Below are 24526 nucleotides of genomic sequence, written 5' to 3' on the forward strand. Positions count from 1 at the left end.
GGGCCCTGGAGCGCAACATTCGCGCGACCGGCTATGTGCGGAAAGCTGACGATAATTTGCGTCTGGACGAAATGGTTAATCGGCCTTCGTATCGGGTTGAACGTTTGCGCCAGGAGATTCGCGAGCATTTTATTCAGTCATTGCCGGATCATGCCTATATCGGTGTTCTGATTGCGCTGGCGGTGGGCGATCAGCGCGCGATTCCAGGCAGCCAATGGCAAATATTTACGCGCACGGGCGTAAACCATCTCATGAGTATCTCGGGCTTGCATGTGACGATGGTTTCAGGCCTGATGTTTGCACTGGTATATGGATTATGGCGCAGAAGTCATCGTCTGGCACTATGGTTGCCCGCGCGCAAGGCCGCAGTCATTGCGGGGCTGGTGGCGGCTTTCGGTTATGCGCTGCTCGCCGGCTTTGCGGTACCGGCGCAGCGCACGGTTTACATGCTAGCGGCGATAGCCCTCGCTCTATGGCTGGGGCGTTTCGCTTCCGCGACAGCGGTGCTGGCATGGGCATTGCTGATAGTGGTGGTGCTTGATCCCTGGGCCGTACTTTCGCCCGGCTTCTGGTTGTCGTTCGGGGCGATGGCGTTCATCATGCTCGTAACGGCCGGACGAATTGGTAAAATGCATTGGTTAACCGGCTGGGCGCGCGTACAGTGGGCGATAACCCTCAGCCTGATACCACTGTTATTGGCGATGTTCCAGCAGATATCGTTGGTTTCGCCCTTTGCCAATGCAATCGCCGTTCCGCTGGTGAGCCTGGTGGTGGTTCCCTTGACGCTGTTGGCAACATTGCCGCTACTTGACTTCATGTTGCTGCCTGCACATGTGGTACTGAGCGGTTGCATGGAGATGTTGCGGTGGATGAGCGATGTACCGCAGGCGGTATGGAGCCAGCATGCGCCCCCTGCATGGGCGGTGGCCGCCGGCATGGCGGGCATTGTTTGGATGTTGTTGCCCGGTGGATTAGGGCTGGGTTTGAGGGGCGGGCCGGGGCTGGCCACAGGTTTTCCGGCTCGCTGGCTGGGGGCGGTTGCGCTGCTGCCAATATTTCTGGTATTGCCCCCAAAACCGGCACCGGGAGAATTATGGCTCACTGTACTGGATGTCGGTCAGGGATTGGCAGTAGTAGCTCGCACAGAAAATCACGCGCTGCTCTTCGATACGGGACCCGCTTTCAGTACCGAGGCGGATAGTGGCAAACGTACTATCGTTCCTTTTTTGCGTGGGGAAGGCATCAAGCATCTGGATGCAATGATTGTCACGCACGCCGACTCGGATCATAGCGGCGGGGCATTGTCAGTACTGGAGGCGGTGCCGGTGGAATCGCTGATGTCATCCTTGAGCACAGATCACCCGATCCAGTTTGCCGCCTCCAATAAACATCAGTGCCGTGCGGGACAATCGTGGCAATGGGATGGAGTACGCTTCGACATGCTGCACCCGGTCCAACAGAGCTACAGCAACCCCAGGCTCAAAACCAACGCTTTGAGCTGCGTACTGAAAATCACGACAATCCATGGCAGTGTGCTGCTGCCGGCCGATATCGAAAAAAACTCCGAGTATCAGCTAATCGAGAACGATGGCAACGCACTTTCCTCAACGGTGCTGGTAGCGCCCCATCATGGCAGCAAAACGTCCTCTACCAGCGAGTTTGTGCGTCAAGTGAATCCCCGGCTGGTAATATTCACCGTAGGCTATCGCAATCGTTTCGGGCATCCCCGGGAAGAGGTGATGGAGCGCTATCGGGCACTGGGCAGTACATTACTGCGCAGCGATAACGATGGAGCGGTACTGCTGCGCTTTGTAGATAGCACGGTTGCAGTCGAAACTTCGCGCGCATTGCGCCGCCGTTACTGGCAGGTACCTGAATACCGATGAAATCAAGGCAGCGAAAAAATGAGTAATGAGTTACCCGATTCAGCTTCAACCTAAATCCGTAGCGACCTTACCCAGAAGGTGAGCGTCAAATAATACGAAATATTATTATTAATCATAACCCTGATATATTAAATGAGCGATCAACTACCGGATTCAGGTTCAATAGCTTTGCCGGAACATTCATCTGCGGTGCTTTCCTCCACCGGTGCTGGACGAGATGGACTCTCCTGGCTTGAATCCACGTTACCCCTGCTGCCCACGTTATCTCCCGGCGAGGTCGAAATACTCCGGTATGCGCTGGAATTTTCCCAACCGCTGTATGCCGGCAAATACCTGTCTACTGGCGAACCGGTTAGTCAACATGTGTTGGGTGCGGCGTCGGTTCTTGCGTCGCTGCGGGTTGATAGCGACACCCTGATAGCAGGTTTGCTTCATGCAGTGTCCGGTTATCTGGATGGCTACACAGAAAAACTGCAAACAACCTTCAATCCAGCTGTAGCTCACCTGGTAGAAGGGGTGGCGCGCATGGGCCGTATCCGGACGCTGGGTGCAAGAGGTGAGGGAAGCAGTACAGATCACAGTGCACAGATCGAAGCACTAAGAAAAATGCTGTTGGCGATGGCGGAAGATATTCGTGTGGTCATTATCGCCCTGGCGGACCGGACCCAAACTATGCGATATATCTGCGCAAACAGCATTCCGGAAAGTGTCGAGATTGCGCATGAAACGCTGGATATATTTGCGCCCCTGGCCAATCGTCTGGGGCTCTGGCAGATAAAGTGGGAGCTGGAAGACTTGTCGTTCCGGATTCTTGAACCGGAACGCTATAGAAAAATCGCCAGACTGCTCGAAGATACCCGCATCAACCGGGAACAGTATATCGACCGGGTGGTGAATATGCTGCAGCGCGAGTTGCAGCAGGCCGGCATCAAGGCTGAAGTGACCGGGCGTCCAAAGCATATTTACAGCATCCATAAAAAAATGAAACGCAAGGATGTGGACTTCAAGGAAATTCACGATGCCCGCGCGGTGCGGATCCTTGTGAACGATGTGAGAGACTGCTATGCCGCGTTGGGGATGGTGCACAATCTGTGGGTGCCGATTCCCAAAGAATTCGATGACTATATCGCGAGACCGAAAGGTAACGACTACCGCTCGCTGCATACTGCCGTCATTGGTCCGGAAGATAAGGTGGTTGAAATCCAGATACGCACGCACGAGATGCATCGTCATTCCGAGATGGGTGTCGCCGCGCACTGGCGCTATAAGGAAGGAGCAAGGCGCGACGCCAGGTACGAGGAGAAAATCGCTTGGTTGAGGCAGATCCTGGAATGGAAAAACGACGTGGAGGATGCCGGAGAACTGGCGGAGCATTTCAAGACCGCGCTATTTCAGGATTCGGTTTATGTGCTGACCCCACAGGGGAGGGTGGTTTCCTTGCCCAAGGGGTCTACACCGGTGGATTTTGCCTATCATGTGCACACGGATCTCGGCCACCATTGCCGCGGCGCAAAAGTTGACGACATTATGGTACCGCTTGACTATCCGCTACAGAATGCGCAGCGGGTGGAAATCATCTCGGCCAAACAGGGCGGGCCGAGCCGTGATTGGCTCAATCCCGCCTTGGGTTATCTCAGAAGTCATCGTGCGCGGTCGAAGGTCAGACAGTGGTTTAGCGCTCAGCAACGCGAGGATTCGCTCATACAAGGCCGGGCGATAGTGGAAAAGGAATTACAGCGCCATGGCATGACAGCACTGGGGCTGGATAAACTGGCAGCCGGATTCAAGTTTGCCAAACTTGACGCTTTCCTCGCGGCGGTCGCCCGGGGCGACATCAATAGCCATCAGCTGGGAGCGTTTTTAAGTGGAAAGACTGAGCCAGCCGTTACCGTAGGTTCAACTGGCTCAGTGGGTTCAGCGGGCATAGCGGTTACCGGGCCGGAGTTGCCGGCGGGCAGGAAAGGTACTCCGCAGCCCGATGGCGGCGTACTCATCGTTGGCGTCGACAAGTTGCTCACGGCGTTGGCAAAGTGTTGCAAACCGGCGCCACCCGATCCCATCATCGGTTTTGTCACGCGTGGACGTGGCATTACGATCCACCGTCAGGGTTGCGCCAGTCTGTCACGGCTATCCGCAGAGAGCGCAGAGCGCCTGGTGGCAGCGGATTGGGATGTCTCGAAGGGGGAAGCAAGTTATCCGGTCGATGTCGAGATCGAAGCGCTGGACAGGCAAGGGTTGCTAAGCGACATCTCTACTATTCTTTTGCGTGAAAAAATCAATGTAACCGCCACGCATACCCAAAGCCGGGGTGTTACCGCAACCATGCAATTTACGCTGAAAATTACGGGTCTGGCGCAATTGCGCCGTGTACTTGGGCTGATACAGAACGTGCCCGGCGTGATGTCGGCCTCGCGAAAGTAATGGTTACCCAAGGAATTCCTTAACAAATCCTCTAAACCCTATAAATCCCCGAACCCCTTAATTCTCAGGGGCGCCCGGCGTCTCATGCCTAAGGCAATGCGCGCGATTGCCGCCGCCTTCTTCATTTCATATTGATTTTTCAGGCCATGCTCCACCCGCTCACCGCAGCGGCCCAGACGCTTTATCAAGATAAATTACATTAATATTTTTGTGCATCTTATTTATTTACATCACTTATTTACTTATTGATGAGTTTTCGCCGATTTTTAATTTAAGTCGTTGTCGCATAACAAAAAACCCTTGTATTCCCTTGACTTCACCATTGTTTTTAATTACAGTGGGTAGAAGTGGGAGAAAGTGGGGAAATTATAAGATTTATTTCCTCCTAAAATAAGGGAACATGATGTTTCGCGGCGGCACACCTATCAGTCTGGATAACAAGGGTAGACTCGCAGTGCCCGCGAAATACCGTGAGGGACTTATGTCCTTTTGCGCTGGCCGTCTGGTTATAACCGCCGATCCGTCCCGGTGCCTCTTGGTCTATCCGCAGCCCGTATGGGAACCCCTGGAGCAAAAGCTCAACAGCCTTTCCAGCTTTAATCCCCAAATCCGTAGTTTACAACGTCTTCTTGTCGGCAATGCCAGCGATGTGGAAATGGACGGCGCCGGGCGCATATTGTTGCCGCCCCTCTTGCGTCAGTTCGCCGGCCTGAGCAAAGACGTGGTGTTGGTGGGACAGGGTGCGAAATTCGAATTGTGGGATGACGAGAAATGGAATCTGCAAATGGATAATGCGCTCGCTTTCAAAGATGGCATCCCGCCGGAGCTTGATGGTTTCTCGCTGTAATGGCGTGGTTGAAGAATCCATGCACGTTACAGTTTTGCCGCATGAAGCGGTGGATGCGCTGGCTATCAAGCCGGACGGGATATACGTGGATGGCACTTTCGGACGCGGCGGCCACAGCCGGATGATATTGGAACGACTGGGTAAAAGTGGCAGGCTGATCGCGTTCGATAGAGACCCGTCTGCACTGGCGGCAGGGCAGGCAATCAGCGATACCCGTTTTTGTATGATTCATGGGAGTTTTTCTCAAATCAAGCAGACATTGGGGGAATTGAGCGTGGACCGGGTGGATGGAGTGCTTCTGGACTTGGGCGTATCTTCGCCGCAACTTGAAGAAGCGCCGCGCGGATTCAGTTTTCGCCTGGACGGGCCGCTTGATATGCGCATGGATACAAGCCGGGGACAGACAGCCGCGGAATGGCTGGCTTGCGCTTCCGAGGCGCATTTGGAAGAGGTGATAAGAAGCTATGGCGAAGAACGGTTTGCTAAACAGATTGCAAGAGCGATTGTTGCGGCAAGAACGCGACAGCCTGTCGCTACCACCCTTCAGCTTGCCGCGATTGTGGCGGCGGCCGTGCGTTCGCGTGAGCGTACCCGTGAAAAGCAGAATCCGGCGACGCGCACTTTTCAGGCTATACGGATTTATCTCAATCAGGAACTCGACAAGTTGTCGCTGGCCTTGCCGCAATGCGTGGAAATACTGAATTCCGGAGGGCGGCTCGTGGTGATCAGTTTTCACTCACTGGAAGACCGGCTAGTGAAACGTTTTATGCGCGAATCAGCCAACACCGACATGCTGCCGCGCAGACTGCCCTTGCGGGAAAGGGAGGTGCGGCTTATGGGTCATCACAAATTGCGTTTAATAGGCAAGGCGATACGCGCGAACGCAACCGAGCTGGCGATCAACCCGAGGGCCAGAAGCGCGGTAATGCGGGTGGCGGAACGGGTTAATACAACATAGTGGAAGCTCGCTATCGTGGCGTTTCACGGCTAATGAGAGATTGACGTGATCAGGATAAATATTCTATTGATTTTAATCCTCATCGCCTGCGCGCTGAGTGTTGTGACTTCACAGCACAAGGCGCGCAAGCTTTTTGTGGAACTGGAAAGAGAGCAGGAGCAGGCGGGGCGGCTGGCGGTGGAATGGGGACAATTGCAGCTCGAACAAAGTACGTGGGCGATGCATGCGCGCATTGAAAAAATCGCCACGGGACAACTGCATATGCAAGTGCCCGACGCATCACGCGTTCAGGTCGTCTCGTTGATGAATACGGCTGATTCCGGCAATTCCGCCAACTCCATGGAGGCACTGGAGCCATGACGGCTGGTCATGCACCGCGCATTATCCTGCCGGCGGGACGCTCACGCTTACTCGCAGTTTGTTTGCTGCTCGGACTAATGGGACTGGCGGGGCGCGCGGCCTATCTGCAGGGGATGCATAACGGCTTTCTGCAACAGAAAGGGGAATCACGTTACAGCCGTATACTCGAAATGAACGCGGATCGCGGAATAATCACAGATCGGCACGGAGAACCGCTGGCCATCAGCACACCGGTGGAATCGGTATGGTCGAGTCCGCAGGACATGAACGTAACACCGGAGCAATTAAAAAAACTGGCAAGCCTGATCGAGATGGACACCAAGGAAATTCGTAAGCGTCTGGAGGATCCCCACCAAGGTGCCCGGCGTGATTTCGTGTACCTGAAGCGGCATTTGTCGCCAGAGGTCGCGGCCAAGGTGGTCGAGCTCAACCTGCCGGGTGTATTTCTGAAACGTGAATACCGCCGGTACTATCCGGCGGGCGAGTTGACGGCTCATATGCTTGGCTTTACCGACATCGACGATAACGGACAAGAAGGAATAGAGCTGGCATGGCAGGATGAACTGGCGGGCAAACCCGGAAGCCGCCGTGTCATCAAGGATCGTAAGGGACGTGTTGTCGAGGATGTGGAAAGTATCCGGGCTCCCAGATCCGGGCAAAATATAGCCCTGTCCATAGACAGCAAAATTCAGTATCTCGCTTTCCGGGAATTGAAACAGGCGGTTGAAGCCCACAAAGCCAAAGCAGGGGGAATCGTGGTGCTGGATGCACAGACAGGCGAGTTGCTGGCACTTGTCAATCTGCCCGCGTACAACCCCAATAACCGGGCGAGAACGAATGGCGGGCTAGCCCGCAATAGAGCCCTGACCGACGTATTCGAGCCGGGTTCAACCCTGAAGCCATTCACCATAGCAGCAGCGCTGGAGGCGGGAGGAGTAAAGCCCGACACCGTATTCGAGACCGCGCCTGGTACGTTCTCCATAGGCAAGGCGACGATACGCGATGCGCATAAAGAAGGTCCGTTGACAGTGGCGCAAGTGATCCAGAAGTCCAGTAACGTCGGCTCTGCAAAGATCGCTTTGTCGCTGCCACCGCAAACGTTATGGGAGATGCTGAGTGATTCGGGATTTGGCGCCTCCACTGGTTCAGGATTTCCGGGAGAAGTCAGCGGCAGGCTCCGTCCATACCGCACCTGGCGTCCCATCGAACAGGCCACCATGTCCTATGGACACGGAATTGCGGTGAGTTTGCTGCAACTGGCGCGTGCCTATACCTTGTTCTCCGCCGAGGGTGAATTGAAGCCGGTATCGCTATTGAGGCTCGATGCGCCTGTCGCGGGTAAGCGAGTGGTGTCACGGGACACCGCTCTCGCGGTGAGCAGGATGCTGGAGATGGTGGCGCAACCGGGAGGCACCGCGCCGAAAGCCCAGATCAACGGCTACCGGGTAGCGGGCAAAACAGGTACGGCGCATAAATTGGAGGGCAACGGTTACGCAAAAAACCGTTACCTATCGACGTTTGTCGGCTATGCGCCGGCTTCCAGTCCGCGATTTGTTATTGCGGTGATGCTGGATGAACCATCCGCGGGCCAATATTTTGGCGGTGCGGTGGCGGCGCCCGTATTCAGCCGGGTCATGGAGGGCGCCTTGCGCATGCGGAACGTTCCGTATGACGCGCCCGCCAATAATGTCATGTCGTTTACCGCGGTGCCAGAGTTGAAAGGTGATGTATGAACCCGGAATCCGGAGTCGGAGATTCGAAGCTCATGGCCAGATCAAAGGCGTCTTTTGATTTTCGCGCTCTTGATCATCTGGGTGTCAGAATCGGCAGCCTGGCTACGGATAGCCGCATGGTGAAGACAGGAGATACTTTTCTGGCATATACCGGAGAAAAACTGGATGCGCGCAAGTTTATCCCTCAAGCAATAGCGGCCGGGGCAAACGCGGTACTGTGGGAGCGCCGTGGTTTCGCATGGGATCCCGCATGGCAGGTGCCCAATTTACCAATAGCCGGACTGCGAGCCCAGGCGGGCACCATTGCCGACCACGTTTATGGTCGCCCATCGCAAAAACTCTGGCTTATCGGCATCACCGGAACGAACGGCAAGACCTCCTGCAGCCACTGGATCGCCCAGGCCATGACCGCGCTGGGCAAAAAAACGGCAGTCATCGGCACATTGGGGGCCGGTTTTCCCGGTGAGCTCGAATCGACCGCCAACACCACGCCGGATGCAGTCTTGTTGCACCGGGAGATGGCGGATTATTTGCTGCGCGGCGCGCAGTGCGTGGCAATGGAAGTGTCGTCGCACGGGATAGTACAAGGGCGCATCAGCGGATCGACATTCGCGGTCGTGGTATTCACCAATCTCTCGCGTGACCATCTCGATTATCACGGCAGCATGGAAGCGTATGCCGCCGCAAAGGCACGATTGTTCCATTGGCCTGCACTCAAATATGCCGTACTCAACCTTGATGATGCGTACGGTGTCGAATTGTCGCAACAGCTTTCAGGGGTGGAGACAAAGGTAATCGGATATGGATTCACCGAACCGGCGCTTCAGTCCCGAAGTTCGGAAAAATTCAGGGTGGTACGGGGCCGGAATCTCAAACTAAGCCCGCAAGGGCTGGAGTTTGATATCGAGTTTGAAACCGGGTTTGAAACTGAGTATTCAGAATTTAGAACGAACGTGGTAGGGAGTTTCAATGCTGCAAATTTGCTGGGGGTGCTGGCTACCTTGCTGGCGAGCGGTATCAAGCTGGCTGACGCTGTGCAAGCCTTACAGCAAGTTCGGCCGGTAGCGGGAAGAATGGAGCAAATAGGGGGGGGTGCTCAACCACTCGTAGTGGTGGATTATGCCCATACGCCGGATGCTCTGGAAAAAGTGCTGGTAACACTGCGTGAAATTCTTCGTGCCGGCTCCGAAGCAAACGAAAAAGCAGGAACCGGAAACCCTAAATTGATCTGTGTGTTCGGCTGCGGAGGCGAGCGCGACCGCGGCAAACGGCCTTTAATGGGCGCCGCAGCGACTCGCTTTGCCGACGAAGTCATCATCACCAGCGACAATCCGCGGAAAGAAGACCCACATGTCATTATCAGCGAGATCGCGGCGGGTGCTAGCGCCCATTACCATGTCGAGGAAGATCGGAGGTCAGCTATTTACCGGGCGATTCAAGGTGCGCAAAAGAATGACGTCGTGCTAATCGCGGGGAAAGGGCATGAAGCGTATCAAGAGATAAATGGGAAAAAGTTTCCGTTCAGCGATGCCGAAGTCGCGAGACAGGCGTTGCGGGATTTAACCGGGATACCGATGCAAACATGATGACGGTGCGAGAAGCAGCGCAGGCGCTGCATGGCGAATGGCGTGGTCAAGATGCGCGTTTCACCGCCGTTAGTACCGATAGCCGTACGGTCAAATGCGGCGATTTGTTTGTCGCGTTGATCGGAGAGAGATTTGATGGCCATGATTTTATAGCTGAGGTGAAGAAAAAAGGCGCGACCGCGGCAATGGTCTGTCTGGAATCAGCGGCTGAAAGTCAGGCATCGGGAATCCCCCTGATCCTGGTGAAGGACACCCGCCTAGGGTTGGGACAGCTGGCTGCGCACTGGCGTAGCGTCTTCAGCATTCCAATGGTTGCGGTGACCGGCAGTAATGGCAAGACTACTGTAAAAGAAATGATCGCCTCCATACTGCGAAGAGCGGCGGAGGCGGCGGGCGGGCCGGATGGCTCGGGCGGCTCAGGTGGCTCAGACAGGGTACTGGCGACGGAAGGCAATCTTAACAATGATATCGGTGTCCCGCTGATGCTATTGCGGTTGCGCGAACGGCATGTTTATGCAGTGATCGAAATGGGTATGAATCACGCCGGCGAGATTGCGTATTTGACCCGTCTGGCAAAGCCCGACGTAGCGCTGATTACCAATGCGGGAGCAGCTCATGTCGAAGGGCTGGGCTCGGTGCAAGCGGTCGCTTGCGCCAAGGGTGAAATTTTTGAGGGGCTTGATCAACACGGCATTGCCGTCATCAACGCTGACGATCCGAATGCTCCGCTATGGCGAAAACTCGCCGGTAGCCGAAAAGTGGTGGATTTTGGTCTTGGCGGAGAACCAAGGGTGAGTGCGCGCTACCGGTTGGACTTTCTCGGCAGCGGCATGACGTTGATTCTGCCTGGAGGAGTCGAAGAGGTGGAGTTGCAGGTGCCCGGTGAGCACAACGTACGCAATGCGTTGGCGGCAGCGGCTGTGGCGGTGGCCATGGGTATTGATACGAAGGTGATCGCATCGGGATTGAGAGAATTTTGCGGAGTGAAAGGGCGTTTGCAGAAAAAACGCGGCTTGCATGACGCGATATTGATAGACGACAGTTATAACGCCAACCCGGAATCGGTGAGAGCCGCGCTGGCTGTGCTGGCTAAAGCGCCAGGGAAAAAAATCCTGGTGCTTGGCGACATGGGCGAGTTGGGCGACAGCGCGCGGGATTCTCATGAGCGCATCGGTGAAGAAGCCCGTCTTGCCGGGATTGATGGGTTATTTGCGCTGGGTGAATTGAGCACTTATGCGGTGGCGAAATTTGGTCCCGGTGCAAGGCATTTCGACAAAATCGAGGAACTGCTGGCCGAGATACGAAGCCAGTTGGCAGCCGATGTGACGTTTCTGATAAAGGGATCGCGCTTTATGCATATGGAGCGGGTAGTCAAGCATATCGAATTATGAGTTATGAGCCATGAATATTAATCATGCGGAAATCATGAGTAAGCTACCCCGGTTTGCCGGCCGGCAAGTTCCGAAAGGCAACGTTCTGTGCAGGCGGCTGTCATGCTGCTAGAACTCGCTCAATGGCTTGCAAAGGACATTCGCGTATTCAATGTGTTCAATTACATTACCTTGCGCACGGTGCTGGCGGCACTTACCTCTCTGGCGATTTCGTTCATTATCGGGCCCGCCATGATACGTAAGCTCACTGCTTACAAAATAGGTCAGTCGGTGCGCGATGACGGACCGCAGAGTCATCTTGTGAAGGCTGGTACGCCCACGATGGGCGGTGCGTTGATATTGGTATCCATCGCCATTTCCACGTTACTCTGGGCGGATTTAAGCAACCGTTATGTATGGGTGGTACTCGTGACCACCTTGGGTTTCGGCATCATCGGCTGGGTGGATGATTACCGCAAGGTGGTATATCGCAATCCGAAGGGGCTTTCCGCCAGAGCAAAGCTCTTCTGGCAGTCGGCAATTGCCCTCTCGGTGGCGTTATACCTTGCCTTAACCGCCGATTTGCCTGCACAGACCACCATGATTGTGCCGTTCTTCAAGCAAGTGGCAATCCCGCTTGGTGTGGTCGGGTTTGTTACGCTTGCCTATTTCGTCATCGTGGGCACCAGCAATGCGGTGAATCTGACGGATGGGCTCGATGGTCTGGCCATCATGCCTACCGTCATGATCAGCAGCGCCCTCGCAATCTTCGCCTACGTAGCGGGTCACGCGGTATTCGCGAAATATCTCGGCATCCCTCATATCCCCAATGCAGGCGAGCTGGCCGTCTTCTGCGGCGCGCTGGCGGGTGCGGGGCTCGCTTTCCTCTGGTTCAACGCCTATCCGGCGGAAGTGTTCATGGGCGATGTCGGTGCGCTCGCGCTTGGCGCCGCACTCGGGATTGTGACAGTGATAGTACGCCAGGAAATCGTACTGCTCATCATGGGCGGCGTCTTCGTGGTGGAGACCTTATCGGTGATGCTGCAGGTAGCTTCGTTCAAGCTGGTTGGCAAGCGCATTTTTCGCATGGCCCCGCTGCATCATCACTACGAATTGAAAGGATGGAAGGAAAACCAGGTGGTAGTCCGTTTCTGGATCATCACCATGATGCTGGTGCTGTTTGGATTGTCGTCGTTGAAGTTGAGATAAAAAAGATCGGATATGAATTTGCGAGGTAGAACCGTGCTGGTGCTCGGAATGGGCGAAACCGGACTCTCTATGGCCAAGTGGTTGTCGCGCATGGGCGCGAATGTGCGTGCGGCTGATAGCCGTGCGGCACCTCCCTGTCTGGAGGGGTTAAAACAAGCCCTGCCCGGCGCCCGGAGATTTACCGGCGCATTGACAGCCGAAGTCTTCGCCGGTATAGACCTCGTTGCCATCAGTCCCGGCGTGCCTGTGGCGGAGCCGCTGGTGCAGTCGGCCGTGAGGGACGGTGTACCCGTGATGGGGGATATGGAGCTTTTCGCTTTGGCGATTAAACAACCTGATGTGGCAAACCCAAAGATTCTGGCCATTACCGGATCCAACGGCAAGACAACGGTAACCGCCATGGCGGGGGCGATGGTGCGGAAAGCGGGATGGGATGTCGAAGTAGCCGGCAATATCGGTCCGGCCGTGCTGGATGCACTGATGCGGCGGGAAGACTCAGGAAAATTGCCGCAGGCATGGGTACTGGAGGTTTCCAGTTTTCAATTGGAAACCACAAGAAATCTTGATCCTGATGCGGCGACGGTGTTGAACTTGAGTGAAGACCATTTCGACCGCTATGCCGGAATGCGGGATTACGCTGCTGCCAAGGCAAGGATATTTTTGGGGGGCACGGAGAGCGGTCGTGGCGGCGGTGTTCAGGTTCTGAATCGCGACGATCCTGTTGTGCGTGCGATGGCGTTGACCGGCAGAAAGCAGATGACTTTCGGTCTGGATATGCCGGTTGGCGAGAATGATTTTGGTTTGATCCACGACAGTGAAAATAGCTGGCTAGTGCAGGGAAAAACCCGTTTGATGAAAACCAGCGAGCTTGGCGTCACCGGCTTGCACAATGCGGCCAACGCGCTGGCCGCACTGGCGCTATGCCGCGCCATCGAGCTGCCATTTGCACCATTGCTGCAGGCCTTGCGCGAATTCAGGGGATTGTCGCATCGGATGGAAAAGGTGGCGGCATTCAGCGGTATCACGTTCTACGACGATTCGAAAGGCACCAACGTGGGCGCAACGGTCGCTGCGTTGAACGGCATGATGCAAAGTGTGGTGCTGATCGCGGGCGGCGACGGCAAGGGGCAGGATTTTTCTCCATTGGCACAACCAGTAGCGAAACATGTGCGAGCAGTGGTATTGATCGGGCGCGATGCGGAAAAAATCTCCGCCGCAATAAGTGGCTGCGGGGTGCCGCTGCATTACGTCACAACCATGGAAGAAGCCGTGCAGCGAAGCTTTGCGCTGGCACAGAAAGGTGATGCGGTATTGATGTCACCGGCATGTGCAAGCCTCGACATGTTCAGGAATTACGCTCACCGTGCCGAGGTATTCGTTGCGGCGGTTAGGGATTTGCAGACCGGAATCTTAGCCACGACTCCTAAGGTCCCCACCTGATGATCTATCAGAGCGATATCAATTACCAGAGAAGTCTGCCCAATTTTGATCAATCTCTGATCTGGTCCGCGATATTGTTGCTGAGTCTGGGGTTGGTGATGGTCTATTCCGCGTCCATCGCCATCGCCGAAGCGGGGCGAGGCACAAATGGCCATCCTGCCTATTTTCTTGTCCGGCATGGGGCCTATTTGGCGGTGGGTTTGCTGGCAGGGTTGATCACATTCCAGGTGCCGGTGTCCGCATGGCAGAAGTATTCGTTGCACCTGTTTTTACTGGGACTGGTGCTGTTGGTGCTGGTGCTGATTCCCGGGATAGGCCGCGAAGTCAACGGCAGCCGGCGCTGGATATCGCTGCTGATCGTGAATCTGCAACCATCGGAGTTCATGAAACTGTTCGTAGTGTTTTATGCCGCCAACTATACCGTTCGCAAGGCGGCTTACCTGGACAGTTTCCGCAAAGGTTTCTTTCCCATGCTGATCGTCATGCTGATGGTGGGTCCGCTCCTGCTGCTCGAACCGGATCTGGGGGCATTCGTCGTCATCACTGTCATCATGATGGCGATACTATTTTTGGGAGGTATGGACCTGAAGCTGTTTGCGGGATTGACCGGTTTTCTGGTCATCTGCCTGTTGGCGCTGATCTGGATTGAGCCTTATCGCATGCAGCGGTTCTTTGGATTCATGGATCCGTGGGATGATCCCTATGGAAAAGGGTACCAGTTGAGCCATGCCCTGATTGCATTCGGACGTGGTGAATGGCTGGGGGTAGGCCTGGGCGGAAGCGTGGAAAAGCTTTTCTATCTGCCTGAAGCACATACTGACTTTCTGCTTGCCGTGATCGCGGAGGAGCTTGGTTTCGTTGGAGTCATGACAGTCACGATGCTGTTTGCGTTGCTGGTGATACGTGCATTCGTAATAGGCCGTCAGGCCGCTGTGCGGGAACGTCATTATTCCGCGCTGGTGGCGCAAGGTATCGGCGTATGGCTGGGCGTCCAGGCCTTGATCAATATGGGTGTGAACATGGGTGTGTTGCCAACAAAGGGATTGACGCTGCCGCTGATGAGTTTCGGCGGCAGTAGTATTGTCGCCAACTGTGTCGCGCTGGCGGTGCTGATGCGGGTGGATTGGGAAAACCGGCAACTGATGAAAGGGTATGCAATATGAGAATAATGTCGCACCGCCAAGCCGGCATGAGGAATCCATCTTGATCCCCACCATTCTCATCATGGCGGGAGGGACCGGCGGGCACGTGTTTCCAGGGCTGGCGGTGGCGGATTACATGAAGAAGGCGGGTTGGCGTGTGGTGTGGCTGGGAACGGAGCGAGGAATGGAAACAACACTGGCGCCGCAGCGTGGCTATGAAATGGAGACTATTCGCTTCTCCGGTTTGCGCGGGAAGAACATTGCGACCTGGCTCACGCTGCCGATGCGCCTGTTGCGTGCGTTATGGCAAAGCGCCGGGGTGATAGGCCGGGTGCGTCCTGATGTGGTGCTGGGTATGGGGGGTTATCCCGCATTTCCCGGTGGATTGATGGCCTCCTTACTGAATAAGCCGCTGCTGATACACGAACAGAATTCGGTTCCCGGTCTCGCCAACAGGATATTGGCGAAGCTTGCCGATAGAGTCTTGCTGGGTTTTCCCGGCGTAATCAGGGGCGACAGGAAGGTGACATTTTCCGGCAACCCGGTGCGTAGCGAAATTAGCCAGCTGGAAGCACCGAATAAGAGATATGCCGCGCGCAGCGGAAAACTGAAGCTGCTGGTGATTGGCGGCAGCCTGGGTGCGCAAGCGCTGAATACCATTGTGCCGCAGGCGCTGGGGCTGATCCCTGAAAAGCTCCGTCCATTGGTGACGCATCAGGCCGGAACAAGGCACCTGGACGCATTAAGAAAAAATTATGCCGAAGCGGAGGTGGAAGGTGATCTGGTCACTTTCATTGAAAACATGGCCGCCTGTTACGCCGATAGCGATGTGGTGGTTTGCCGGGCCGGAGCGCTGACTATCGCCGAACTGACCGCCTCAGGCGTGGCGAGCATTCTGGTGCCTTTTCCGTATGCGGTGGATGATCACCAGACAAGCAACGCGAAATTCCTGAGTGACAGGAATGCGGCGGTGCTGTTGCCGCAGAATGAACTGACTCCGCAAGGACTGGCGGAATTACTGATGGGATTCACTCGCGAGACCCTTCTGGAAATGGCGATGAACGCTCGCGAACTGGCGAAACCGGATGCCACCAGGCTGGTAGCGGAAGCGTGCATGGGAATGATAAGGCCATGAGAACTGAAAATGAGGTCATTACCTTCACATTTCACAAATTCTAGATATGAAACATAAAGTCAAACATGTGCATTTTGTCGGTATTGGCGGCTCGGGAATGAGTGGAATCGCTGAGGTGCTGCTCAATCTGGGCTACCAGGTTAGCGGCTCGGATTTGTCCGCTACCGCCATTACCCGACGCTTGAAAAAACTGGGTGCGATTATTCATTCGGGCCATGCGGGGAGTCATGTGGCATCGGCGGACGCGGTCGTGACATCCACGGCGATCGGCCCGGACAATCCTGAAGTGATTGCCGCGCGCGAGCGAAATGTACCGGTAGTGCCGCGCGCCATCATGCTGGCGGAGTTGCTGAGATTGCGTCAGGGAATCGCCATCGCGGGCACACATGGCAAGACCACTACCACAAGCCTGGTCGCCAGCATTCTCGCGGAAGCGGAGATGGACCCGACGTTCGTTATCGGTGGCAGGCTGGAAGCCGCGGGTTCCCATGCCAAACTGGGCGGTGGCGAGTTTATCGTGGTCGAGGCCGACGAATCGGATGCCTCATTTCTCTATTTGCAACCGGTGCTGGCGGTTGTCACCAATATAGACGTCGATCACATGGAAACCTACGGTCACGACGTCAGCAAACTCAAACAGGCATTCATTGATTTTCTACGGCACCTGCCTTTTTACGGGATGGCGGTAGTGTGTGTGGATGACGCCAACGTGCGTGAGATTCTGCCCGATGTGACCAAACCTATCACCACTTACGGTTTATTGGATACCGCGCAAATCCGTGCCACCGATATTCGCCATAGTGAAGGGCAGATGCACTTTACCGCGCTAGTAGGCTTGAATGGCAAGACTCGCAAACTCAAGATCATGTTGAATCTGCCAGGGTTGCATAACGTGCAGAACGCACTTGCGGCAATTGCCGTGTGTAATGAGGTGGGCGTGAAGGACGCCGCCATCATCAACGCGCTGGCAAACTTTCGGGGTGTGGACCGGCGTTTTCAGCGCTATGGCGAAATCAAGCTGATCAGCGAAGAAGCGGATGGGAACGGTAGTTTTACGCTGGTCGATGATTACGGTCATCATCCGGTGGAAATGGCGGCCACCATTGCGGCCGCACGCGGCGCATTTCCCGGCCGCAGGCTGGTCCTGGTGTTCCAGCCGCATCGCTATTCCCGCACCCGCGACTTGTTCGAGGATTTCGTCAAGGTGCTATCCACCACCGATGTGCTGCTATTGACGGAGGTATACCCGGCGGGCGAAGCGCCCATCGTCGCGGCCGACAGCAAGTCGCTTGCGCGTGCGCTGAGAGTGCTGGGCAAGGTTGAGCCGATATTTGTCGAGACGGTAGATGAGTTGTCCGCCGCCATACAGGGCGTGGCGCGGAAAAATGATGTCGTATTGGTGATGGGAGCGGGATCGGTAGGAGGCGTGGCGCCTGATCTTGTAAAAGGGTCGGGAGTCTGAGCAGGCCCGCGGTTGCGGAAAAAGGATAGCAGGCGCCCTGTTTTTCTTCACGAGAGAGAATCGTTGCTGGATGCATGAATGGATATGTCAGAAATTAAATTAACTCATGGGTTGCGCGCTCTTCGCGGCGAGATGCGCATGAATGAGTCGATGAAAAAATACACTTCGTGGCGCGCGGGCGGCGAGGCGGAGCGTATCTATATACCGGCTGATCTGGCCGATCTGGCTCAATTCATACGCAGCCTGCCGGAGGATGAACCCATTTATATGGTGGGTCTGGGCAGTAATCTTCTGGTGCGCGACGGCGGGGTGCGAGGCACCGTCGTAGTGCTGCATGCCCGGCTAAATGATCTGCGGCTGGAGCAACACAATAAGTGTGATGGATTGATAATCGCCGGGGCGGGCGTGGCTTGCGCGAAGGTCGCGCGATTCGCGGCATCGCACAGTCTGGCGGGTGCGGAGTTTCTGGCGGGCATACCCGGTACGGTGGGCGGAGCGCTGGCGATGAATGCCGGTTGTTATGGTGCGGAAACCTGGGGAGTTGTCGAACAGGTGCAGACACTCAGCCGCACAGGTCAATTGCGCGAACGCCTGCCAGGGGACTATGAGATTGGCTACCGGCACGTCATGTTGAAGCCTGAGACAAGGATCGAGGACCGGAAGGAGCAGGATGCGTCCAGTGAGGAATGGTTTGTAGGGGGCAGATTCAGATTGTTGTGCGGCGAAGATGCGGCATCGCGCAAGAAGATCAAGGAATTGCTCACCCGGCGCATCAACACTCAGCCATTGAATCTGCCCAATGCCGGGTCAGTGTTTCGCAATCCGCCGGGGGATCATGCGGCGCGGCTAATCGAGTCATGCGGACTGAAGGGTTTCCGTGCCGGCGGCGCGATGGTTTCGTCCAAGCATGCAAACTTTATCGTAAACACCGGCGACGCCACGGCGGCTGAAATTGAAGCGGTAATTGCCGCAGTACGCGAAACCGTGAAGGAACAGACCGGGATTGAGCTGGTTAGGGAAGTACGAATCATTGGATCGTCCCATGAGTCCAATCAGATTCAAAATTTTGCCACTGACAATCTTATTGGGAACGATTGATCATGAGTCGCTCTGATTTCGGAAAAGTTGCGGTTTTGCTAGGGGGGCGTTCCGCCGAGCGTGAGATTTCACTCAAAAGCGGCAACGCGGTACTTGACGCGCTACGGCGCCAAGGTGTGGATGCTCACGCCTTCGACCCCTCTGAACAGCATATGGAGGCGCTTCTGCAGCAGGGTTTTAATCGGGCGCATATTGCCCTGCATGGACGCTATGGCGAAGACGGTACCGTGCAAGGCGCTCTGGAGCTTATGGGTTTGCCTTATACCGGCAGCGGGGTCATGGCGAGCGCGCTGGCCATGGATAAATGGCGTACAAAGCTGCTATGGCAGGCGGCGGGGATCAGTACCCCTCGCCATATTCTGCTGAATGCCCAAAGTGATTTTGACGCGGTGGTAAAAGTGCTTGGCCTGCCGCTGATCGTCAAGCCATCCCGCGAAGGATCAACCATCGGCTTGAGTAAAGTCATGGCTGCGATGGACTTGCCGGCTGCCTATGAATCAGCGGCGAAGCACGACACCATGGTGTTGGCGGAGCAGTTTATCGAAGGGGTGGAACTGACTGCCGCCATTCTCGGAGAGACCCCGCTACCCCTGGTGCGGATACAGACGGCCGGCGGCTTATATGATTATCAGGCTAAATATCTTTCCGATGATACCCGGTATTTTTGCCCAAGCGGTTTATCCGCTGCGGAAGAGCAGGCAATTCAGATGCAGGCGCTGCAAGCGCACCAGACATTGGGGTGTGAAGGATGGGGCAGGGTGGACGTGATACTGGATAAATCCGGCAAACCCTATTTTCTTGAGACCAACACTTCTCCCGGTATGACCGACCACAGTCTCGTACCGATGGCGGCAAAAGCGGTGGGAATATCGTTTGATGACTTGGTGCTGCGGATACTGGAGTTAGCCCATGTGGGATAACCATCAGGCGCTGGACTTGCTGGCCAATACACTATTTGTGCTGGTTGCGCTGATGGTGGCCTATACCGCCAGCCAGCGGGCGCTGAGTTTGCCGGTGTTGCCGGTGAAGGCACTGAGTGTTAACGGTAGCAGCGATGGCAGCGGCAAACTGAAGCATGTGACACGGGAACAGATCGAAAGCGCCGTTCATAGCGAATATATTGGAAGCTTCCTGACACTTGATCTCAATACCATGCGCCAGGCATTCGGGAAGCTGCCCTGGGTGCGCGTTGCAAGCGTGCGGCGGCACTGGCCGCAGAGCCTGGAAGTGACGCTTGAGGAACATGTCGCGCTGGCACGCTGGGGCAGCGACGCATTGGTGAATACGCATGGTGAAACATTCAACGCCGCGTCTGATGAAGTACTGCCTGTATTCGATGGACCGACGGGGAGTTCGCATGACATGGTGCGGCAGTATGCTGTCTTTACTGAACTGCTGCGACCCTTGCAACAGCGCATTGAACAGATGAATCTTTCACCCCGTCGTGCCTGGCGGGTTCACCTGGATAATGGGACCGTACTGGAACTCGGGCGCGAACAGATGGAATCACGGATGGCGCGATATGTCCTGGCGCATGACCACAGCATTGCGCGATTAAACCGGCAACTGAGCTATGTGGATTTGCGTTACCCCAACGGATTCGCTGTGCGATAACCGAAGGAATACAGGAAAAACCAAGTTGGAAGAAAGCACCACGAAATCAAGGGTTCATGAAGCAAATGAGTAGAATCAATGAAAATAAGAACCTGATTGTCGGCCTCGATATCGGCACATCGAAGATTGTCGCCATCGTTGCGGAAGTCAAGCCCGAGGGTGGATTCGAGGTTATCGGCATGGGTAGCCATCCCTCGCGCGGCCTGAAGAAAGGCGTGGTCGTCAATATCGAGACGACGGTGAGCGCGATCCAGCGCGCGCTGGAAGAAGCCGAGCTCATGGCCGATTGCAAAATCCGCGAGGTATATACCGGCATTGCCGGCAGCCATATCAAGAGCTTCAATTCGCATGGGATGGTCGCGATCAAAGACAAGGAAGTATCGCGGCTGGACGTGGAGCGCGTGATGGAAACCGCCAAGGCCGTGAATATTCTCAACGACCAGCAAGTCCTCCATGTGCTCAACCAGGAGTTCATTATCGATGGGCAGGAAGATGTGCGTGAGCCTATCGGCATGAGCGGCGTACGGCTGGAGGTTAAAGTGCATATCGTCACCGGTGCGGTGTCCGCGGCGCAGAACATCATGAAATGCGTGCGCCGCTGCGGACTGGAAGTGCGCGATCTAGTGCTGCAACCGCTGGCCTCGGCAATGGCCGTACTGTCGGAAGACGAGAAAGACCTGGGAGTATGCCTGGTGGATATCGGTGGCGGCACCACCGATATCGCGGTATTCACGCACGGCGCGATTCGCCATACCGCAGTGATTCCGATTGCCGGAGACCAGATTACCAATGACATCGCGATGGCGCTGCGTACACCGACCAAGGATGCCGAAGACATTAAATGTCGCTACGGCTGTGCATTGCGCGGCATGGCTGACCCGCGCGGAATGGTAGAGGTGGCGGGCGTGGGCGAGCGGGCCACGCGCCAGCTTTCCCGGCAGACGCTGGCGGAAGTGATCGAGCCGCGCGTGGAAGAGCTCTATTCGCTGGTGCAGGCTGAGTTGCGCCGCAGCGGTTTCGAGGAATTGCTTTCATCCGGGATCGTCATTACCGGCGGCAGCAGTTCCCTGCAAGGCATGGTGGAGCTTGGCGAAGAGATCTTCCACATGCCGGTGCGGCTGGGATTGCCGCACTATCGCGGCGGGCTGGCGGAAGTAGTGCTCACGCCGCGATGCTCCACCGGAGTAGGACTGATTATGGCCGGCATGGAGCAGGTTCAACGGCATCAGCATACCAAACTGCAAGGCAACTCATTCAAACGGATTCTCGAAAGAATGAAGAGCTGGTTTCAGGGCAATTTTTGATAGCAGGCGCTTAAAAGCAGGAGCCTGCATAAAGTGTGATTAACAATTTTTAAAGGAGAAACGCCATGTTCGAAATAATGGATACACAAACTCAGGAAGCCGTTATCAAGGTCATTGGCATCGGCGGCTGCGGCGGCAATGCGGTGGACCACATGATCCAGAATGGGGTGCAAGGCGTCGAGTTCATTTCCGCCAACACCGATGCTCAGGCGTTGAAGCGTAATCAAGCGCGCACCCAGTTGCAATTGGGTTCCGCAATCACCAAGGGATTGGGTGCGGGAGCCAATCCGGAAATTGGACGCGACGCGGCGATGGAGGATCGCGACCGCATCGCGGAACTGATTGAAGGCGCCGATATGCTGTTTGTCACCGCCGGGATGGGCGGCGGCACCGGTACCGGCGCCGCGCCGGTGGTGGCGCAAGTGGCGAAGGAGCTGGATATTCTTACCGTGGCGGTGGTTACCAAACCCTTTTCCTTCGAAGGAAGACGCCTTAAAGCGGCGCAGGCCGGCATGGAAGCCCTGTCACAGCATGTCGATTCGTTGATCGTGATTCCCAATGACAAGCTCATGGTGGTGCTGGGTGACGATGTCAGCATGCTGGATGCATTCAAGGCCGCCAACAATGTACTGTATGGCGCGGTAGCGGGAATCGCGGAGGTGATCAATTGCCCGGGCCTGGTAAATGTCGATTTCGCTGACGTGAAAACCGTCATGTCGGAAATGGGCATGGCAATGATGGGTTCCGCAACGGCAGCGGGTATGGACCGTGCACGCGCAGCGGCGGAGCAGGCGGTCGCCAGTCCCCTGCTGGAAGACGTCAATCTTTCCGGCGCCCGGGGCATACTGGTCAACATTACCGCCAGCTCGGGAATGAAAATGCGGGAAGTCCACGAAGTGATGAGTACCATCAAGGGCTTTACCGCCGACGATGCCACCGTGATTGTCGGTACCGTGATCGACGAAAACATGCAGGACAATCTGCGGGTCACCATGGTGGCGACCGGGCTTGGCGGCGTGGGCAACCGCATGCAGCCCAAACCGCTGAGCGTGATACACACACGCACCGGGACGGACAACATCATGTTCTCGGATTCCATAAACTGGAAGGAACTGGATGCGCCCGCCGCGATCCGCACGAACAGGAGGCGCGACGCCACGGTGGAAGCCATGAAACAGTCGGGCGTGGATATGCTGGATATTCCGGCGTTTTTGAGGAAGCAGGCAGATTGAGAAGAAATAGGTCGGATTAGCGCAGCGTAATCCGACGGAGGCCATGAGATGCATGGCGAGCTGGATTGGGGGAAGCTCATTCTCTTTCAGCGTCGTGACGGTAGAACACCGGGGATTATTTGCAGAGGAGGGGGAGAATGGGAATTAAAGGATTCGGATTGAGTTGCTGGGTTACGGTTCGCTCACCCAACCTACCTGTCGCCCTTAATGAATATATGGCCGCCCCAAGCCCAAACCACAGGGTCGCTGCATCGGTGTAGGGTGCCATAGCTGCTTTATCAGGATTCCTTCTCCTGTCCGTTTTGCTTCTTCAGCAATAATTCGACAGCCTCTTTCAGAGGCGACTGAGGCAGCTCCGCAGCCAGCCCAATCAGACTTTCCACGCCGACCTGTCCAATTTGCCGCCTTCCAGTCGGCCCGTTTGCAGATGCTTCATGTCCTGTCATAGCACGGTAATTTGCTTGCACAGTAATCCGAATTGCAGTAACCTCGTAACCTCTCGCCCGGAATTTTAATAATAACGACGGCAAAATTTGCCTGAGTTTCGCTGCGATCGCACCGTTGTGCGCGCACAGGGTCAGGTTCCCTTCGAAGAACCCACCCAGAGCGCAGCGTTGAGCTAATTGTGGCGGGGCGATTTCCATGAATACCCGTTGCATCGCGGTTAATTTGTCTATGTAGCCGAATAGCCGTTGATGATCGGGCATAGTGCTGAGGGCGCCGAGGTAAAAATTAATCTTGCGTGCGGCCATGGCTGAATGACAATTAGGGAATAAAGATGAATATTATTCTAGTTTCCAATAATTTGGCAAAGGCAAGAACACTGACTTTAACCAATGTACATCTTGTACTGCTCGCGGCAGGGTTTGTGCTGGCGGCTGTGTTACTGGCGATGGCGTTGAATTATCTATCCCTGCGCTATGCTGACAAGATTGACAGCCCCACCTTGAGATCGCTGGTTCTGAGCGTGCAGGCGGAAGAGCATCAAAAGACCCAGTCATATTTGCGCGATAGCCTCAACGCGATGGCGGTCAGAATGGGCCAGATGCAGGCTCAACTGTTACGGCTCGATTCGGTGGGTGCGCGTCTGTCGGAGTTGTCGGGAATCAAGCCGCAGGAATTCCTGTTCAATCAGAATCCAGGGCAGGGAGGAGTCACTTCCTCCTTGCCGTCTCAGGATATGTCGCTTCTGGAAATCAGCAACAAGATCCAGGAAATGTCGCTCATATTGGATGACCGGGCCGACAAGTTTGGTGCGCTGGATTCCGTGTTGATGCAAGACAGGCTCAAGAAAAAAATGCTTCCCTCCGTTATGCCGGTCAGCACAAAATGGTACTCCTCTGGTTTTGGTGTGCGCATTGATCCTTTCACGGGAAGGAGTGTTTTCCACGAAGGGGTGGATTTCACAGCCGCAACGGGTACCCCGATCGTTGCCGCCGCGGGAGGCGTGGTCGTGTATTCCGGTTTCCATTCCGAATATGGTAATATGGTAGATGTTGACCATGGCAATGATCTTGTCAGCCGTTATGCCCATGCGTCCAAGCGTACGGTCAAAGTGGGCCAGGTGGTGGTGCGGGGGCAGAAGATCGCGGAAGTGGGCAGCACTGGCCGTTCCACCGGTCCGCATTTGCATTTTGAAGTCAGGCACAAGGGCTTGCCGCAAAATCCATCAAGATTTTTGAAGATGCCTAGTTGAGCCGGATTAATACTCTGCTGCGGGGGTGAGGCC

Annotated in this window: 20 protein-coding genes; 19 read left to right on the forward strand and 1 reads right to left on the reverse strand. The window is 55.6% G+C overall.

Annotated features, from left to right (window positions below):
• Positions 1–56: 56 nt before the first annotated feature.
• From BLO43_RS09210 to ftsZ, 18 genes are all read left to right on the forward strand, one after another.
• Positions 57–1886 (forward strand): ComEC/Rec2 family competence protein, encoded by a 1830-nt coding sequence (locus BLO43_RS09210; RefSeq protein ID WP_368086138.1) that lies wholly within the window; start codon positions 57–59, stop codon positions 1884–1886.
• Positions 1887–2018: 132 nt separating this feature from the next.
• Positions 2019–4307: a RelA/SpoT family protein gene (locus BLO43_RS09215; protein ID WP_090906818.1), complete on the forward strand. Its 2289-nt coding sequence runs from the start codon at positions 2019–2021 to the stop codon at positions 4305–4307.
• Positions 4308–4710: 403 nt separating this feature from the next.
• The gene (mraZ, locus tag BLO43_RS09220; protein ID WP_074634057.1) at positions 4711–5154 is read left to right on the forward strand and encodes a division/cell wall cluster transcriptional repressor MraZ; all 444 of its coding nucleotides are present in this window, start codon (positions 4711–4713) and stop codon (positions 5152–5154) included.
• Between the two features lie 19 nt (positions 5155–5173).
• Positions 5174–6112, forward strand: a complete 939-nt coding sequence (gene rsmH / locus BLO43_RS09225) for a 16S rRNA (cytosine(1402)-N(4))-methyltransferase RsmH (protein ID WP_090906878.1) — start codon at positions 5174–5176, stop codon at positions 6110–6112.
• Between the two features lie 45 nt (positions 6113–6157).
• On the forward strand, positions 6158–6472 hold the full coding sequence (ftsL, locus tag BLO43_RS09230; protein ID WP_074630386.1) for a cell division protein FtsL: 315 nt from the start codon (positions 6158–6160) through the stop codon (positions 6470–6472).
• A complete protein-coding gene (locus tag BLO43_RS09235) occupies positions 6469–8205 on the forward strand; it encodes a peptidoglycan D,D-transpeptidase FtsI family protein (RefSeq protein WP_090906819.1) in 1737 nt (578 codons plus the stop codon). Before ftsL ends, BLO43_RS09235 begins: the two co-directional genes overlap by 4 nt.
• Positions 8206–8237: 32 nt before the next feature.
• A complete protein-coding gene (locus tag BLO43_RS09240) occupies positions 8238–9791 on the forward strand; it encodes a UDP-N-acetylmuramoyl-L-alanyl-D-glutamate--2,6-diaminopimelate ligase (protein ID WP_175443913.1) in 1554 nt (517 codons plus the stop codon).
• Positions 9788–11182 (forward strand): UDP-N-acetylmuramoyl-tripeptide--D-alanyl-D-alanine ligase, encoded by a 1395-nt coding sequence (gene murF / locus BLO43_RS09245; RefSeq protein ID WP_175443914.1) that lies wholly within the window; start codon positions 9788–9790, stop codon positions 11180–11182. The genes BLO43_RS09240 and murF overlap by 4 nt, the downstream gene beginning before the upstream one ends.
• A 102-nt stretch (positions 11183–11284) precedes the next feature.
• Positions 11285–12370 (forward strand): phospho-N-acetylmuramoyl-pentapeptide-transferase, encoded by a 1086-nt coding sequence (gene mraY, locus BLO43_RS09250; RefSeq protein WP_090906821.1) that lies wholly within the window; start codon positions 11285–11287, stop codon positions 12368–12370.
• Positions 12371–12382: 12 nt separating this feature from the next.
• Entirely contained in the window at positions 12383–13810 is a 1428-nt protein-coding gene (murD, locus tag BLO43_RS09255; protein ID WP_090906822.1) for a UDP-N-acetylmuramoyl-L-alanine--D-glutamate ligase, read from the forward strand.
• A complete protein-coding gene (gene ftsW / locus BLO43_RS09260) occupies positions 13810–14973 on the forward strand; it encodes a putative lipid II flippase FtsW (RefSeq protein WP_175443915.1) in 1164 nt (387 codons plus the stop codon). The genes murD and ftsW overlap by 1 nt, the downstream gene beginning before the upstream one ends.
• Entirely contained in the window at positions 14963–16087 is a 1125-nt protein-coding gene (gene murG, locus BLO43_RS09265) for an undecaprenyldiphospho-muramoylpentapeptide beta-N-acetylglucosaminyltransferase (protein ID WP_090906823.1), read from the forward strand. The genes ftsW and murG overlap by 11 nt, the downstream gene beginning before the upstream one ends.
• Before the next feature lie 46 nt (positions 16088–16133).
• On the forward strand, positions 16134–17549 hold the full coding sequence (murC, locus tag BLO43_RS09270) for a UDP-N-acetylmuramate--L-alanine ligase (RefSeq protein ID WP_090906824.1): 1416 nt from the start codon (positions 16134–16136) through the stop codon (positions 17547–17549).
• A gap of 78 nt (positions 17550–17627) precedes the next feature.
• The gene (gene murB / locus BLO43_RS09275) at positions 17628–18647 is read left to right on the forward strand and encodes a UDP-N-acetylmuramate dehydrogenase (protein WP_090906825.1); all 1020 of its coding nucleotides are present in this window, start codon (positions 17628–17630) and stop codon (positions 18645–18647) included.
• 2 nt (positions 18648–18649) lie between these two features.
• Positions 18650–19567, forward strand: a complete 918-nt coding sequence (locus BLO43_RS09280; protein WP_175443916.1) for a D-alanine--D-alanine ligase — start codon at positions 18650–18652, stop codon at positions 19565–19567.
• Positions 19557–20261: a cell division protein FtsQ/DivIB gene (locus BLO43_RS09285; RefSeq protein WP_090906827.1), complete on the forward strand. Its 705-nt coding sequence runs from the start codon at positions 19557–19559 to the stop codon at positions 20259–20261. The genes BLO43_RS09280 and BLO43_RS09285 overlap by 11 nt, the downstream gene beginning before the upstream one ends.
• A 65-nt stretch (positions 20262–20326) precedes the next feature.
• Positions 20327–21565 (forward strand): cell division protein FtsA, encoded by a 1239-nt coding sequence (ftsA, locus tag BLO43_RS09290; protein WP_090906828.1) that lies wholly within the window; start codon positions 20327–20329, stop codon positions 21563–21565.
• Positions 21566–21630: 65 nt separating this feature from the next.
• Positions 21631–22797, forward strand: a complete 1167-nt coding sequence (gene ftsZ, locus BLO43_RS09295) for a cell division protein FtsZ (RefSeq protein WP_090906829.1) — start codon at positions 21631–21633, stop codon at positions 22795–22797.
• Between the two features lie 278 nt (positions 22798–23075).
• On the opposite strand, the gene BLO43_RS09300 is transcribed toward ftsZ, so the two are convergent.
• The gene (locus tag BLO43_RS09300) at positions 23076–23549 is read right to left on the reverse strand and encodes a DciA family protein (protein WP_090906830.1); all 474 of its coding nucleotides are present in this window, start codon (positions 23547–23549) and stop codon (positions 23076–23078) included.
• 26 nt (positions 23550–23575) lie between these two features.
• Between BLO43_RS09300 and BLO43_RS09305 the strand changes: the two genes are divergently transcribed.
• On the forward strand, positions 23576–24493 hold the full coding sequence (locus BLO43_RS09305; protein WP_074630371.1) for a M23 family metallopeptidase: 918 nt from the start codon (positions 23576–23578) through the stop codon (positions 24491–24493).
• The last annotated feature ends 33 nt before the right edge of the window (positions 24494–24526 follow it).

It is taken from the genome of Nitrosospira sp. Nsp13 (assembly GCF_900101945.1).
In the GTDB taxonomy this organism is placed as follows: Bacteria; Pseudomonadota; Gammaproteobacteria; order Burkholderiales; family Nitrosomonadaceae; genus Nitrosospira; species Nitrosospira multiformis_D.